This is a genomic window from Prevotella lacticifex (assembly GCF_019973375.1).
In the GTDB taxonomy this organism is placed as follows: Bacteria; Bacteroidota; Bacteroidia; order Bacteroidales; family Bacteroidaceae; genus Prevotella; species Prevotella lacticifex.
Map to the genome: position 1 here is coordinate 1,384,959 of NZ_BPTV01000001.1, position 16,028 is coordinate 1,400,986.

Annotated in this window: 14 protein-coding genes and 1 pseudogene; 12 read left to right on the top strand and 3 right to left on the bottom strand. The window is 47.1% G+C overall.

Going from position 1 to position 16,028, the window contains the following annotated elements; translation table 11 throughout:
• Positions 1-6 precede the first annotated feature (6 nt).
• On the bottom strand, positions 7-1,788 hold the full coding sequence (gene lepA / locus LDN30_RS05210; RefSeq protein WP_223928866.1) for a translation elongation factor 4: 1,782 nt from the start codon (positions 1,786-1,788) through the stop codon (positions 7-9).
• A 167-nt stretch (positions 1,789-1,955) separates the two neighbouring features.
• Here lepA and LDN30_RS05215 point away from each other — a divergent pair, with 167 nt between their 5' ends.
• Positions 1,956-2,351: a DUF8479 domain-containing protein gene (locus LDN30_RS05215; protein WP_223925834.1), complete on the top strand. Its 396-nt coding sequence runs from the start codon at positions 1,956-1,958 to the stop codon at positions 2,349-2,351.
• A 732-nt stretch (positions 2,352-3,083) separates the two neighbouring features.
• Here the strand turns inward: LDN30_RS05215 and LDN30_RS05220 are convergent.
• Positions 3,084-3,821, bottom strand: a complete 738-nt coding sequence (locus LDN30_RS05220) for a nitroreductase family protein (RefSeq protein ID WP_223925835.1) — start codon at positions 3,819-3,821, stop codon at positions 3,084-3,086.
• 263 nt (positions 3,822-4,084) lie between these two features.
• Here LDN30_RS05220 and LDN30_RS05225 point away from each other — a divergent pair.
• From LDN30_RS05225 to dnaA, 6 genes and pseudogenes are all read left to right on the top strand, one after another.
• Positions 4,085-4,519: pseudogene (locus LDN30_RS05225) on the top strand (adenosylcobalamin-dependent ribonucleoside-diphosphate reductase); the annotation flags it as partial.
• Entirely contained in the window at positions 4,518-4,898 is a 381-nt protein-coding gene (gene folB / locus LDN30_RS05230) for a dihydroneopterin aldolase (protein WP_223925836.1), read from the top strand. The pseudogene LDN30_RS05225 and the gene folB, both read left to right, overlap by 2 nt.
• Before the next feature lie 54 nt (positions 4,899-4,952).
• On the top strand, positions 4,953-6,143 hold the full coding sequence (locus LDN30_RS05235; RefSeq protein WP_223928867.1) for an N-acetylmuramoyl-L-alanine amidase family protein: 1,191 nt from the start codon (positions 4,953-4,955) through the stop codon (positions 6,141-6,143).
• Between the two features lie 16 nt (positions 6,144-6,159).
• Positions 6,160-6,420 carry a hypothetical protein gene (locus LDN30_RS05240; RefSeq protein WP_223928868.1) on the top strand — a complete coding sequence of 87 codons (261 nt, stop codon included), beginning with the start codon at positions 6,160-6,162 and terminating at the stop codon, positions 6,418-6,420.
• Between the two features lie 2 nt (positions 6,421-6,422).
• The gene (locus LDN30_RS05245) at positions 6,423-7,382 is read left to right on the top strand and encodes an MlaD family protein (RefSeq protein WP_223928869.1); all 960 of its coding nucleotides are present in this window, start codon (positions 6,423-6,425) and stop codon (positions 7,380-7,382) included.
• Between the two features lie 383 nt (positions 7,383-7,765).
• Complete coding sequence (dnaA, locus tag LDN30_RS05250; RefSeq protein ID WP_223925839.1) at positions 7,766-9,184, top strand: chromosomal replication initiator protein DnaA; 1,419 nt, start codon at positions 7,766-7,768, stop codon at positions 9,182-9,184.
• 29 nt (positions 9,185-9,213) lie between these two features.
• On the opposite strand, the gene LDN30_RS05255 is transcribed toward dnaA, so the two are convergent.
• The gene (locus tag LDN30_RS05255) at positions 9,214-10,944 is read right to left on the bottom strand and encodes a family 10 glycosylhydrolase (protein WP_223928870.1); all 1,731 of its coding nucleotides are present in this window, start codon (positions 10,942-10,944) and stop codon (positions 9,214-9,216) included.
• 99 nt (positions 10,945-11,043) lie between these two features.
• Here LDN30_RS05255 and LDN30_RS05260 point away from each other — a divergent pair, with 99 nt between their 5' ends.
• The 5 genes from LDN30_RS05260 to LDN30_RS05280 all read left to right on the top strand — a co-directional run bounded on the left by LDN30_RS05260 (position 11,044) and on the right by LDN30_RS05280 (position 15,976).
• A complete protein-coding gene (locus tag LDN30_RS05260) occupies positions 11,044-12,579 on the top strand; it encodes a carbon starvation CstA family protein (RefSeq protein WP_223928871.1) in 1,536 nt (511 codons plus the stop codon).
• Between the two features lie 39 nt (positions 12,580-12,618).
• Positions 12,619-13,110 (top strand): hypothetical protein, encoded by a 492-nt coding sequence (locus tag LDN30_RS05265; RefSeq protein WP_223928872.1) that lies wholly within the window; start codon positions 12,619-12,621, stop codon positions 13,108-13,110.
• A gap of 23 nt (positions 13,111-13,133) precedes the next feature.
• A complete protein-coding gene (gene recR / locus LDN30_RS05270) occupies positions 13,134-13,742 on the top strand; it encodes a recombination mediator RecR (RefSeq protein WP_223925843.1) in 609 nt (202 codons plus the stop codon).
• A gap of 517 nt (positions 13,743-14,259) precedes the next feature.
• Positions 14,260-15,465, top strand: a complete 1,206-nt coding sequence (locus LDN30_RS05275) for a glycosyltransferase family 2 protein (protein ID WP_373316504.1) — start codon at positions 14,260-14,262, stop codon at positions 15,463-15,465.
• Positions 15,443-15,976 carry a GNAT family N-acetyltransferase gene (locus tag LDN30_RS05280; protein WP_223925844.1) on the top strand — a complete coding sequence of 178 codons (534 nt, stop codon included), beginning with the start codon at positions 15,443-15,445 and terminating at the stop codon, positions 15,974-15,976. Before LDN30_RS05275 ends, LDN30_RS05280 begins: the two co-directional genes overlap by 23 nt.
• Positions 15,977-16,028 lie beyond the last annotated feature (52 nt).

Here is a 16,028-nt window from a genome sequence, read left to right on the forward strand (position 1 = left end):
GGTCTTTTAATCAAGTTTCAACACCGCGAGGAAAGCCTTCTGTGGCACTTGGACGTTTCCGATCTGCTTCATCCGTTTCTTTCCGCGTTTCTGTTTTTCGAGCAGCTTTCGCTTTCTCGAGATGTCGCCGCCGTAGCATTTGGCAGTCACATCCTTTCTCACCTGCTTTACGGTTTCCCTGGCAACAATCTTGGCTCCTATGGCTGCCTGTATGGCTATGTCGAACTGCTGCCGCGGGATAAGTTCCTTCAGTTTCTCGCACATCCGCCTTCCTAATGCCACGGCATTGCTCTCATGAGTCAGTGTCGACAGGGCATCGACGGGCTCTCCATTGAGCAGAATGTCGAGCTTAGCGAGTTTCGACGGCCGGAAACTGTCGATGTGATAATCGAACGATGCATATCCCTTTGAAATGCTCTTCAGTTTGTCGTAGAAATCGATGACAATCTCGCCCAACGGCATCAGGAATATCAGTTCCAGACGGTCACCGCTGACGTAGTTTTGGCTTACGAGTTCACCGCGTTTATCGAGACACAGTTTCATTATCGGTCCGATGAATCGGCTCGACGTGATTATACTTGCGCGGATATAAGGCTCCTCTATGTGGTCGATGGCCGTTACATCGGGCAGTCCTGAAGGGTTGTGCACCTCTTTACAGTTGCCATGCTTGTCGTAGACTTTGTACGACACGTTCGGCACTGTTGTAATGACATCCATATTGAACTCCCTGTCGAGCCTCTCCTGAACGATTTCCATGTGCAGCAGTCCGAGGAATCCGCAACGGAAACCGAATCCCAAAGCCTGCGAGCTCTCGGGCTGGAAGGTCAGCGACGCGTCGTTGAGCTGCAGCTTTTCGAGACTTGTTCTTAGATTCTCGTAGTCGTTGGGGTCGATAGGGTAGACTCCGGCAAAGACCATTGGCTTCACTTCCTGGAATCCCTCGATGGCCTCCTTGCATGGCGTATCGACGTGAGTTATCGTGTCGCCGACCTTTACCTCAGTGGCATCCTTTATTCCGCTTATGATATATCCCACCTCGCCAGTTCCTAATTTGGGGCAAGGTATCATGTCCATCTTCAATACTCCCACCTCGTCGGCAGTATATTCCTGTCCCGTTTGGACGAACTTCACCTTGTCGCCTTTGCTTATGCTGCCATTGACGACCTTGCACAGAGTGATGATGCCTCTGAAGGAGTTGAATATAGAGTCGAAGATGAGAGCCTGGAGCGGTGCTTTCGGGTCGCCCTTAGGTTCCGGAATGCGTTTCACTATGGCCTCGAGAATCTCGGGAATGCCCTCACCGGTCTTTGCGCTGGCGCGGATTATCTCTGAGCTGTCGCAGCCTATGAGGTCGACAATCTCGTCCTCCACCTCGTCGGGCATTGCGTTCGGCATGTCAATCTTGTTGATTACCGGTATGATCTCCAGATCATGGTCGATAGCCATATACAGATTGCTAATGGTCTGAGCCTGAACACCTTGTGTCGCATCGACTACGAGTAATGCTCCCTCGCAGGCGGCAATACTCCTGGACACCTCGTATGAGAAGTCGACATGTCCCGGTGTGTCGATGAGATTGAGGATATACTTGGTGTTGTCCGACGTATACTCCATCTGTATGGCATGGCTTTTAATCGTGATACCTCGCTCACGCTCCAGGTCCATGTCGTCAAGCATCTGTCCTTCGGTAATCTGAATGGTCTTTGTATATTCCAGCAACCGGTCGGCGAGGGTGCTCTTGCCATGGTCGATATGTGCTATGATACAAAAGTTTCTTATATGGTCCATCGATTCTGAGTTCTTAAGTTTTGCTTTCTCTACTGCTGTAACTTAGTTGTTGCTAAAGTTTACCAATTGGAAATTTTCTGCAAATTTAATAAAAAGAATTGAGATTGGAGGTAGTTGCGGACGGTTTTTTCAGCAAAAAATGATTAACTTTGCAAGAAAAAAGATATATGAAGAATTTTTTAATCATTCTGAGCGTTTTTGCCCTCTTTGCTTCCTGTCAGCAAAGCCTTGAGGACCGTGCTGCAAAGGAGATGGCCGAGTACACCCGTAAGAACTGTCCGACACCTGTGGTGAATAATGAGAACGTCGACAGCGCCACCTTTGAGCCATCGACCCGGACCGTACATTATTATTATAAGCTCCACGGCGAGATTGACAACGCTGCTATCATAGCCAAACACCGTAAGGAAATGCGTGCCGCCTTGCTCAACGACCTACGCAGCGACACTAAGTCGAAGGCGTTTAAGGATGCAGGTTTCGGATTCCACTATACTTACCGCTCGGCCTCGAATCCCGAAAAAATCCTTCTCGACGAGAACTTCACGCCGAAGGACTATAAATAATTGGCTTTTTATTTGGCGGATAAAAAAGAATAGCGTACCTTTGCAGATGAAAGGATGACACCACAAGTCGTACTGATTCGATCGGGATAGTCATCAAATAATTAGGAAAAACCGGGATGGTTTCCATGTTAATGGCGGGCCACATAAATCGCATCTCCGCGACTAAGCCGCAAGGCCGGTGGATTACAACGACTGGGAACTCCTACAATTTTTGTAACTCGGACTTTTCATCACATCGTCAGTGCGACTCTTATAAGGGCAGGGAGCAATTCGTTCTCTGCCCGTTTTAGTTTCTGTCCGGACGTTCTCTCAAATCTGAAAAATCCTTACACCAAAATAAAACATATCAAATGAACTTCTAAAACGGGCCGTTTCGCCTTGCGAAATGGGCCGTTTGGCGATGCAAAACGGCCCGTTTTAGAACGCTAAACGATAGGTATTGCAAAGTTGTAGAGAATCAAAGACTTAGCGAGAGGGTGTAATCAAGTACGTAGTTTGAATTTATTTGACATATTATAAGACTGGCGTTGTCTCCTCAATAAATGAGATACATGTCATTGTCTGGAGTGCTTGGTTCTCCTCAACCATTTGATTATGCGGCATGATCAGCCATAATTCCATCGCCATGCTACGTTGCAAGATAGTGAAAAGCTTCCTCCCGCGAGTATGACAAGCCAAAAATAGGGTAGGCCGACGGGCACCCTCAATCGGTGCCCGCAGCCGTATAAGGTTTTATAAAAATCCCTGTTGCTTCAGTGCCTCAATGAGTCCTGCCGACATTGCCTCGTTGTCTTTCTTTGTGTAGCGTATGTCGGTGAAGATTTGCGCTAAGGTTTCCTTATGGTTTATCTCCACGAAATGCTTGTTTTCGGGCAGTGTCTCCTTCTCGCTGTAATACTTGTCGATGTCGGCAGCACTGTAGTCATGATACGTTTCCTCATGGACGATGCTGTCGAGAGGCAGGCGGTCGCTCTGCGCCGGGTCCTCATCGGGCCAGCCGAGGGTTATAGTAGCTACGGGCATCACCAGTTTCGGCAACTTCAGAATGTCAATAACCTTTGTCGGGTTGTACACTGTTGTGCCTAAGAAGCAAGTGCCTAATCCGGCTTCTTCAGCTAAAATGGTGAATGTCTGGCAGTAGAGCAGTGTGTCGGTAGCTGCATTCATGAAACTCAGGAAGTTGTCATAGCCTGGGTGAGCCTTTCTGTTCTCCGCCCACAGTGTAGTTCTGCGGAAGTCGGCACAAAAGGTCAGCACTACCGGAGCACCCTCTACCATCGGCTGACCGAAATGTGCAGGGGCCAGAGCGGCTTTCATCTCCGCGTTGCGGGTGACCACAACAGAATAGAGTTGAAGGTTGCCCATAGTCGGGGTGCGCTCAGCCTGCCGCAGCAGACTGTAGAGTATTTCATTGCTTACAGCTTTACCGGAATATTTCCTTATGCTCTTTCGTTCATCAAGTGATTTCATCTTTTTTTTCAATTTTGTGGTACAAAGTTACGAAAAAGTTTTCTGTTTTGGAAAACAATTTGTAATTTCGCAGCATAATAATTACAAAAAAAAGACAAATGAAGGAAAACAATACTTGTGATATGTCCTCAGTAGCAGACATGAACCGTCGCGTTGCCGACAGCCTTGCGCATAAAGGCGAAGAGAAGGGGGCTCCTCTAACATCCGATGAGATATTTGGCGTTCTTCAGTCGCTCGACTATTCACCATTAAATATCCGTCAGCAGATTGTTGAGGACCGGCCCCGCGAACTTGAGTGCGATGTGGTACGGTTTCAGAACAACAAGGACAAGTGGGTGGCGTTTGTAGGTCTCCTCGATGGCTATCCTTATGAGATATTTACCGGATTGCAGGACGACGATGAGGGAATTCTCCTTCCTAAGAGCGTCACCAAGGGAAAGATTATCAAGCAGACGAACGAGGACGGTACCCACCGCTACGATTTCCAGTTCGAGAACAAACGCGGCTATAAGACTACGGTAGAGGGACTTAACGAGAAATTCAACCCCGAGTATTGGAACTACGCCAAACTCATCTCTGGCGTTCTGCGTTATGGCATGCCAATCAGTCATGTCATCAAGCTCGTAAGTTCCCTGCAGCTGAAGGACGAGAGCATCAATACGTGGAAGAACGGTGTAGAGCGCGCGCTGAAGAAGTATGAATAGTACGACGTTTGTCTGTCTCAAGGGTCTGCGTTTCCATGCTCCGGTAGGAGTGCTCGATTTGGAAAAGATCGTCGGCAATGATATCCTTGTCGACTTAAAGATTGGCTATCCATTCAGCCGGGCGATGAAAAGCGATGACGTAGCCGACACCCTCAACTATGCCGAGGTGTACACGGCGGTGCGTGAGGAGGTGGCTGAGCCGGTAAATCTGCTCGAAAGACTTGCCGGAAAGATTGTCGGCCGACTGCTGTCCGACTTTCCGCTCATAACGAGTATCGACATGCGAATAACCAAAGAGAACCCGCCGATGGGCATTGACGGTGCCGGTGCCATAATCGAAATACACTTAATAAATCCAAAAACCGGAGAGTAGTCTTCGGTTTTCTCGCATTTAATCATTACCTTTGCAACCAATTAATAATAATGTATGCGTAATAGAGCCGTTCTGACATCATTGTTCCTCGTCCTGTGCTTATCCATTTGCCTCAGTGCCAATGGGTTTACACTCGTCATAGATGCTGGTCACGGAGGTCATGATACGGGTGCCAAGGGGGCTGTGTCGCTCGAGAAAGATATCAACCTCAAGGTGGCTCTCGCTTTCGGTCAGTATGTGGAGCAGAACTGCAGCGACGTGAAGGTGATATACACCCGTAAGACCGATGTCTTTATTCCGCTCAAGGAACGTGCCAATATAGCAAACCGCAACAATGCCGATTTGTTCATTTCGGTACATACAAACGCACTGCCCAATGGACGTATAGCGCGTGGATTCGAAGTCTATACTCTCGGTATGCACCGCGCTAAGGATAATCTCGACGTCGCAATGCGCGAAAACTCGGTAATTGAGGAGGAGGACAATTATAAGCAAACCTATCAGGGTTTTGACCCGAAATCGAGCGAGAGCTACATCATGTTCGAGTTCATGCAGAGTGCGTTTATGCGCCGCAGTGTCGAACTTGCGAAGCTCATCGAAACCAGTGTCTGCAATGAGGCTGACCGCGTGAATATGGGCGTCCACCAGGCCGGATTCCTTGTGCTGCGTGAGACGAGTATGCCGAGTTGCCTTATTGAGCTCGGGTTCATCACCACGGAGGATGAAGAACAGTTCCTCAATACCGATGATGGTGTGAACCGGATGGCATACGGCATCTACAAGGCTTTCCTGCAATATAAAGACAAGTATCACGGCAAACCGAATATTGGCAGTAAGGCTGTTGTGCGCGCAGCCGACAGCGCTCCCGATAAGGGGGCCGATTCGGTGGTTGCAGCCAAGAACGTTGCAGCCAAAGATACGCTGCGGGCAGCTAAAACCGATAGTCCTGTGACGGTGAAGAAGACTGCAAAAGTCGCTGTGGTAAAGAATAGTGACAACCGTCTGGCTCAAATTGCTTCTAAAAGCAGAAATTCCGAACCGACTAAGGAGAAGGTTGCGGTGGCCGATAAGAAATCTGTTGCTGTGATAGATAAGCCCTCGGCCCGTGGAATTAAGGCAAAGCCGGAGTCCGTCAGTAAGAAAGAGGTGAAACTATCAGCCGTTAAGCAAGCTAAATTGGTAGCTGCCAGCGTGAAAGAGGATAATAAAAAGGTTGCCGACGCAAACGGAGCCCACGGTTTTTAAGGTTCAGATTTTCGCAGTGGGTAGAAAGATGCAGTCCACCGACCCTATGTTCAAAGGCCATAAGGATGTAGGCTCCTACTCGGATGCGGGTAGTCACCTTATTAAATATACTATTGGCTCGGCCACCGATTTCAATGCCATCATAGCCCTGCGCGACAGTCTGAAGAGTGATTTCCCACAGGCTTATATCGTCGCTTTCAAGGACGGCAAGCCATACGACCTCTCATTGGCAATCAAGGAATTTAAGAAAAGCAAAAGTAAACAAAGAAAGAAATAATTATGAAGAAGATATTTACACCCGAAGTAAAGATAGCTCTCGTGGCAATAGTCGGCATCGTTGTGCTGTTCTTCGGTATGCAGTTCCTCAAGGGACTCGACCTTTTCTCTTCGGAGCACCTATACAAAATCCGGTTCAGCAACGTCAGCGGGCTGTCGGTGTCGAATCCTATCTATGCCAATGGCTATAAGGTTGGTATCATCAAGTCGATAGACTACGACTACGACCATCCCGGCTCTATCACCGTTAATGCCGATATTGCCAAGGATATGCGGGTGCCCAAGGGTACCGTTGCCGTTATCAGTTCCGACCTCATGGGCAATGTGAAGGTCGATCTTCAGCTCGGCGATGTGCGGAACGGATTTGTTGAGCCCGGAGGTACTATTGACGGGCAACTTAGTGGTGGTGCTGCCGATGCCATAAAGGGTGCCATTCCCACGATTAAGGCCCTCGTTCCTAAGATTGATTCTATACTGACGAGTGTGAATACGCTTTTGGCTGATCCTGCACTGGCGTCGACTCTTCATAACGCAAATAAGATTTCGTCGGATTTGACAACTTCGACCCGCGAGCTGAACACGTTGCTGGCCAGTCTCAACAAGGAGGTACCGGGGCTTGCAAATAATGCTAATGGCTTGCTGACGGGCGCACGGGCAACGATGGGGAACGTCAACGGAATGATTGGAAACGCTAATGGCCTGTTAGCCAATGTCAACCGAAAGGTCAGCGATATCGATGTCAGCGGAACCATGATGCGGGTGGACAAAACTCTCGACAATATGGAGCAGCTCACTAACAAGCTCAACAGCGACAAGGGTTCGCTGGGACTTCTCATGAACGATCCGTCGCTCTATCATAATCTTAACCGAACTCTCAGCGACGCTGACTCACTGGTCACCAACCTGAAAGCGCACCCGAAGAGATACGTTCACTTCTCGTTGTTCGGGAAAAAAGATAAGTAATGCGACTTATTTAAATATAGTCTAAATTTGGATATTGAAGTTTCACGCTTTAAAAAGGTTTTGTAACTGAATTGTATTTCAGCTACTTTATAACCTTAAGCGTGATGTTTCACCAATCGGCGGCAATTCGGGAAGAATCGCATCTAACGTTCTGAAATTCAGAGTATTGCATATTTGCAAATGCGATTTTGCAACTATTTCCAGTACCAATAGCTTAATTGCCTATTTATGTGGCAATTAGCGGTATTCTGGATTGGACGGTATAGAAGAGGTATTTATAGAGATGTGAAAAAAGTTTATTATCTTTGCATTCGCTTTTCAGTGATGTAATAGTCTGCTGAATCAAATCATAGGTAAGTTAAACTTCACAATAATTAGTGTCAATGAAAGTAAAGCCAGCTGAGCTCTGGCAGCAGTGCCTCCTTTTGATTAAGGAGAATGTTACAGGGCAGCAGTTCAACACATGGTTTAAGCCCATTGTCTTCGAGTCGTACGACGAAAAGAACAAAGCGGTGTTAGTTCAGGTACCATCACCTTTTGTGTATGAGTATCTGGAGGAAAACTTCATTGATCTCCTTTGTAAGGTCCTTACCCGTATCTACGGCGAAGGGGTTAAACTCTCTTATCGTGTCGTTACTGATAAGACCAACAACCTCACGCAGGTCGTTGAGGCTGATCCAGCCGATGATATTCGCAATCAGGCGAAGAGCAAAAGGCCTACGTCGAGGGGCAATCAGAGTCCTACGGTCCTCGATGCCGTTGATAATGATATTGACCCTCAGCTCAATATCCATCAGACTTTCAATAACTTTATTGAGGGCGAAAGCAATAAACTGCCGAGAAGTATAGGACTTTATATCTCGGAACACCCTAATAATACGCAGTTTAACCCGATGTTTATCTATGGGCCTTCGGGCTGCGGAAAGACCCATCTTGTCAATGCCATTGGCGTGGCTATAAAGAAACGGTATCCGCAGAAGAGGGTTCTATATATCTCGGCGCGGCTGTTCCAGGTTCAGTATACCAACAGCGTGCTGCAGAATACGACTAATGACTTCATCAATTTCTACCAGACCATCGACGTTCTCATTGTCGATGATATTCAGGAATGGATGACCGCCACGAAGACTCAGGATACTTTCTTCCATATCTTCAACCATCTCTTTAAGAACAACCGGCGTATTATCCTCGTTTCCGACCGTCCGCCAGTTGATCTTCAGGGAATGAACGAACGGCTACTTACACGTTTCTCGTGTGGACTTATTGCACCTTTGGAGAAACCGAACGTCCAGTTGTGCGTTGATATCCTTCATAGTAAGATTAAGCGCGACGGACTTCACATCCCCGATGATGTCGTCCAGTTCATCGCGGAGACCGCTAATGGCAGCGTACGTGATTTGGAGGGCGTCGTCAATTCGCTTCTCGCGTATAGTGTTGTCTACAACAGCAATATCGACATGCGTCTTGCTGAGAGGGTCATAAAGCGGGCAGTGAAGGTGGATGACGAGCCCCTTACAATTGATGATATTCTTGATAAGGTGGGCAAGCACTTCAATGTGACCACAGATAACATCAACAGCCGTAGCCGTAAACGCGACTATGTCGTTGCACGTCAGGTTAGTATGTACCTCGCTCAGAAGTATACTAAGATGCCCGCAAGCCGTATCGGTAAGCTTGTTGGAGGGCGTGACCACAGTACTGTGATACATAGTTGTTCACAGGTGGAGCAACGGTTGAAGATTGACAAGGCTTTCTCGGCAGATATTACGTCTATAGAGACTTCATTTAAGCTCAAACAGTAAAGATTTATAAATATTGAATCCCGGATTCGTTATCGTCTTATGATAAAGAATCCGGGATGTGTGTTTTCTGTCTTGCGCTTAATCTCGTTCCTTGAAAGGCGAACGAAATAAATGCCGTCGGGAAGGTTTCTGACGTCAATTTTTCCATCTTTTTCGGTGTAGAGGATTTTTTTCCTCATGATATTCTGTCCTTCGGCATTCGAAATGACAAGGTCGTATCCCCCTTTTTTGATGTCGTCAGTCATCGATTTACTAAGTACTACATAGCTGTTGTCGCAGACCAACTGACCTTTTGCGGGCTTGGGTGCTGTCCAACTCTGTATTGGCGCGCTTTCATTGCCATATCTGTCTGTAGCGGTTACGGCGAAAAACCGCGGTCGCCAGAGTGTATTGGTTGGCAATTTGACTTCCTTTGAACGTATATTGCATAGGAATAGATTCTCTGGTGATTCAGTATCAACTGGCCATAAGTCGCTGGCGTAGAGATTGTAAGATATGCTTCGGCCGACATTCCTATCGTCGGAAATTGTCAATCGGTCGCCGACAATGGTTAACCCTAATGGCTTTGAAGGTTTATCGCTGCACTCCCATTTCATTGGCGGGACGAGAGCGGGGTAGGGAGCAAAACAGAGCGATGCGAAATTGTAAATGCCTTGTTCATTGGAAGTGAAGAAAGCCGACCGGAAATGAGCTGTTCCTATACCAAGCCAGCGTGCCGCTGTCATCTCACTTCTTATGTCGTCGATGGTCCATCCGTATTTTCCGCCTTCCCTGCTATTGAGAAAATATGTTCCCAGTCCGGCCACTACGGTCCGGCCGTGGCTGTTTTCAGCCCAGTCGGCAGCGAAAGGATAGAAGTTGTTGCCGCGGAAATAAATCATCGGATAGATTTGGTCCATAATGCCGGTCCGAAGCCACAGCTGTGCATCCTGCGACACTCTGTCGCGGGCATTCCAGTTGTTTGATGAGTAGCGGGAAAGATCGGAGTATTTACCTATAGGTGAGCAACTTATCTTTACCCATGGCTTTTCGTCCTTGACGGCATCATGCACTTTTCTGACTATCTCCGTTATGTTGTTTCGGCGCCATTGTGATATGCTTTCGTTCTTTGGCACCGGGAGCATCTCGGGATAGCGTATATAGTCTAAATGTATACCGTCGATGTCGTAGTGGGTCGTAATCTCTCTTGCAAGTGATGCTACTAAGTCACCCGTCTTTGGCGAAGATGGATCGAGAAAGGCATCGCCTTCAAGTTTGAACATCTTATATCCCAGTCGGCGCAGGCGCTTGGCGGCATTGCCATCGTATGGTCCTACGGGCAGCGTTGCTATCCATGCTTGTATCTCCATGCCGCGTTTGTGGCATTCCTCTATTGCGAAAGCAAGGGGATCGTAACCAGGATGCCCTCCTTGGCGCCCAGTCATACATGCGTCCCACGGCTCTATGGACGACGGATAGACGGTTGTGGCTCTGACAACGGTCTGAAAAAGCACTGTGTTTATATTGGCCTGCCGGTACTTGTCGAGTATTTGGCGCAGATCTTCTTTCTGTTTGGCCATCGAAATGTTGTCTTTTGCAAGCGTTTTTGGCCAGTCGAGGTTTTTAAGAGTCGTCAGCCACACCGCCCTTACCTCGTGTTTGTCGGTCGGCGGCAATGAAAGTCCTGGCAGCGATTGTGCTGCCGCAATATTGATACTGATATTGCAGAAAAGTGAAATGGCTACCGCCATCGCTTTTATTGTGATGTCTTTAGTGTTCATAATTTTCTGCAAAGGTAACGATTCTTCTTGGTTGTTTCAAATATATTAATTACCTTTGTGCAAATTTTTATAGTAATTAAAAACATACTACAATAATAGATGTTATCATTAACGATTGCGCTTCTGGCCCTAATAGTGGGCTACTTCCTTTATGGTAAGTTCGTTGAGCATGTCTTTCAGCCTGACGACAGGCCGACTCCGGCTGTTTCGATGGCTGATGGTGTTGACTATATCGTTATGCCAACATGGAAAGTGTTCATGATTCAGTTCCTCAACATTGCGGGAACAGGCCCTATTTTTGGTGCTATCATGGGTGCTTGGTATGGTCCTGCGGCCTATTTGTGGATAATCTTCGGTTGTATTTTTGCCGGAGCGGTGCACGATTATTTCTCCGGAATGCTCTCTGTGCGCCATGGAGGAGCCAACCTTCCGGAACTCGTTGGCATATATCTTGGTGACGGAACGCGCAAGGTTATGCTTTTCTTCTCAGTGATTCTGCTGATGATGGTTGGCGTAGTGTTCGTCCTTTCGCCAGCTTTAATCCTCGGAGACTTCTGTCTGTCGAAGACAGCCTGGATTATTATTATCTTTGTATATTACGTTTTGGCAACAATGTTGCCTATAGATAAGATTATCGGAAAGATTTATCCGGTTTTCGCTTTCGCTCTTTTGTTCATGGCAGTGGCCCTGCTCGCATGTCTCTTCTTCAAAATGCCACAGCTTCCTGAGGTCTGGACCGATTTGAGCAACTATACATCCTCGCATGAGTCGGAGAAGCTCCTGGGTACTATTGCTTACTTTAAGCGTAACCCGCTGTTCCCGTGTCTGTTCCTCACCATTGCCTGCGGAGCTATCAGTGGTTTCCATGGCACCCAGAGTCCTCTTATGGCCCGTTGTATGAAAAGTGAGAAATCAGGACGTCAGGTGTTCTATGGCAGTATGATCACTGAAGGAATTGTGGCCATCACATGGGCCTCTGTATCAATGTATTTCTTCTATTATGGCGGGTGGCGTAGTGTCGTCGACCCTAATATTGTCAACACTTTCCTCAGTCAATTCGATAAGCCTGACGGACAAACTCTTGTACAGTTCTTCTCAGCACCAAAGGTAGTGGAATATGTTTGCGTCGGCTGGCTTGACATCTTTGGCGGCATCCTTGCTGTTTTTGGGGTTGTGGCAGCACCTATTACCAGCGGAGATACAGCATTCCGCAGTGCCCGTCTCATTATCGCAGCAGCATTAGGCCTTAGCCAGAAGAGCATACGCAAACGCTTGTACATCGCTATCCCGATGTTCTTGGTGGCTATTCTCATGCTAATCTGGCAGATTGACGACCCCAACGGGTTCAATACGATATGGAACTGGTTCGGATGGAGCAATCAGTCGTTGGCTGTTTTCACCTTGTGGACGATAACAGTGTACCTTGTCCGTAAGGGAAAGCCATACTGGGTTTCGCTGTTGCCGGCTGTCTTTATGACGACAGTGTGCTTTACCTTCCTGCTTGTCAGTGAGCAGGCTTTTGGCAGTTGGATTCCTCGACATTACGGTTATGCGTTCGGCTTGGCAAGTATTATAGTCTCAATAGTCTGGTTTGCAGTTTGGTTCCGTAAGAATCGTACCGCTTCGAGGCACTAAGATTATCTCCAAATAATAATTTTACTAAAGATATCTAAGATGAAAAAGATTGTGTTTTTAATGTTTGCGCTCTTTATGACTGTTACAGCCAATGCGCAGTTTGAGGCTGATAAAGTTTATGTTGGGGCATCGCTCTCTGGCATAGACCTTCATTATAATGGCAACGACAAGCTTAATCTCGGTGTCGATGGTATGGTAGGATATCTCCCTATGGACAACTTGATGCTGTTGGGAAGTGCCAGTTTCAAGCATAATGGCGATGATGTTGTTCCCGATGAGTACAAAATAGGTGCCGGTGGCCGCTACTACATTACTCAGAATGGTCTCTACCTCGGTGCCAACGCCAAGTTTGTTCATGCCAGCCACGACTATAATGATATCATGCCTGGTGTGGAAATAGGCTATGCCTTCTTCGTTAACCGTACTGTAACCATTGAGCCGGCAGTGTATTATGACCAGTCGTTCAAGCGGAGTAAGTATTCGACAGTCGGTCTGAAGATTGGAATCGGCCTCTATTTGTTTGGCAAATAGGATATCTTACAACTTATCTTAACATGCAGGAATATCCGTCAGAATTGCTTGGGAAGGCTGTCGATGAACTCGCAGGACTGCCGGGCGTAGGCAAGAAAACAGCTCTCCGCCTTGCTCTTCATATCCTCCGGCAGCCCGTTTCCGAAGTTGATGATTTCACCAATGCCATTTCGAAACTGCGCCACGAAGTAAAATATTGCAGCGTGTGCCACAATATCAGTGACACTCCCGTCTGTCCTATCTGTCAGGACCATTCGCGCGATCGTTCTACGGTATGTGTGGTAGAGAATGTTCAGGATGTTATGGCCATTGAGAATACACAGCAGTATCATGGTCTTTATCACGTTCTTGGGGGAATTATCTCTCCAATTGACGGCATAGGACCATCTGACATTGAGATCGACTCGTTGGTCCAGCGGGTAGAGCAGGGCGGTATTGATGAGATTATCCTTGCACTTGCCAGTACGATGGAGGGCGATACTACGAATTTTTACATCTCGCGGAAACTTAAACATACTGGGGTCAGGATAAGTGTTATAGCCCGTGGCATCAGCGTCGGCGACGAATTGGAGTATACCGACGAGGTAACCTTGGGCCGTGCAATAATCAATCGTACTGCAATAGATAAATAATTCTGGGGAGTTATGGTATTTTCAATACGTAGGGTTCGTGACATTCTCATGGGAGAGTTGTGGTTTTTTGTTGCCGTAACTGTCCTCGTGATTATATTGTTTGAAACTGAGTTGCTTAGTCCCGGGGCCTTCTCCAACGACAAGAACTTCCAGATGATGGCTGGAATGGTAATGGTTATCGCCGTGTTGGCTTTCATTCCGTTCTCGCTTTATCTCTTTAAGTTGAATAGGGTGCACAGTTCCATCACTGACAAAGACAAGCCGATAGCTAAAAACTTGCTGGTCTATGGTACGATTAGAATTTTGATGTTGTGCGTTCCTATGTCGTTGTGCATGCTTTTTTATTATGTTTTTGGGTTGAATGTTAGGTTTTTCTACCTCTCGATAATCTGTGCGTTGTGTCTGTTTATGGTCTATCCCACCATGCGACGGTGCCTTCATGAAACGGAAACCGACCCTTCAACTCGTCCGGATGATGCCTCCGAAGGCTCCACAACCACTCGATAAATATCTAAAAGTGAAGAAATTAACTGTTGTCATAGTCAGCTATAACGTCAAGTACTATCTTGAGCAATGCCTCAACAGTCTCAACCGGGCCCTGCAAGGCATTGATTCAGAGGTGTATGTCATTGACAATCACTCTCGCGATGGTTCTGTCGCGTATCTTGAGAGACGTTTCTCTCAAGTAAATTTCGTGTCAAGCAACCACAATTTAGGTTTTGCCCGGGCTAATAATATTGGTATTCGCGACAGCGAGAGCGATTATGTTCTACTTTTGAACCCAGATACTTTCGTTGCTGAGTCGACGATACGAAAATGCGTTGATTTCATGGATGAGCATCCTAATGCCGGTGCCTGTGGTGTAAAAATGCTGCAAGTAGATGGTGAGAAGGCTATGGAGAGCCGTCGCGGCGTTCCCGACCCGCTTACGTCTTTCTACAAGATGACAGGTCTCTGTTCGCGTTTCCCGACCCACCGTCGGCTCGGTCATTATTATATGGGTGGCCTGCCATGGGACAAACCGGCTGAAATAGAGATTGTTAGTGGGGCTTTCTGCATGCTTCGTCGCTCCGCTCTTGACAAAGTCGGGCTCTTGGACGAGGATTTTTTCATGTATGGTGAGGATATAGACCTTAGCTATCGTATCTTGAAAGGTGGCTTTACGAATTGGTATATTCCTTGCAGCATACTCCACTATAAGGGGGAGAGTACTCAGAAAAGTTCGTTCCGGTACGTTCATGTATTTTACGATGCAATGCTGATATTCCTCCGCAAGCATTATGGACATTTGTCATTATTCTTGAGTCTGCCCATAAAGATTGCCATTTACGGTAAGGCTTTTATCGCCTTGACGGGAATGTTGAATCATGGTTTGCGTAAGGCATTCGGTCTGTTTCATTCAGCCTCGAAAATGTTTCCTGAGTTTTTGTTTCTCGGTGACCGCACAGCTGTCGACCAGTGCCGCCGTATTGCACGTCAGAAGGGACTCGTAGGAAGATATATAGTGTGCAATTATGAATCCAATCCCGACGGTCATCTGTCAGAATTGGAATCATTTGACCCTCAAAAGAAATATCAGATAGTGTACGATACCGACTCCTACAGCTACGAACAGATACTTCATATTTTTGAGAGTCATCCGCTTCCTAATCTTTTTATAGGTACTTACAACCGCAAGTCGCGTACGATAATAACCACAGATGAGATTTACCGACATGTCTGATAACATCATTCCGATAGTAAAACTCAGGGCTTTGGAGCCCGAGGACCTCGATATTCTCTACCGGATAGAGAACGATACAACTTTGTGGGATGCAGGTTGCACTAATGTTCCGTATAGTCGGTATACCCTCCATAATTATATTGCCGACAGTACTAATGACATTTACACTGACAAACAATTGCGCTTGATGATTGAGAATGCGGAAGGCGAGGATGTCGGCATCATCGACATGATGAATTTCGATCCACGTCATCAGCGTGCTGAAGTCGGAGTCGTTGTTATGCGGAGGTTTCGGCGGAGAGGTTATGCCACGGCAGCAGTGAAAGAGCTTCTCGGTTATGCACTTAAGACCTTGAATCTCCATCAGTTATACGTGTTTGTCGACTCAAACAATGTCGGTTCCAACCGCCTTTTTTCGTCCGTCGGATTCAGCAAGACGGCCGTTCTCTCACAGTGGCTCCGCATTGGCAAGGATTATCACGATGCCATTCTTATGCAGTATTTCTTGTAGAATTTATCTGTTGCGCATGTTGCGGCCCTTTCATTTAATCCTGACTGACATT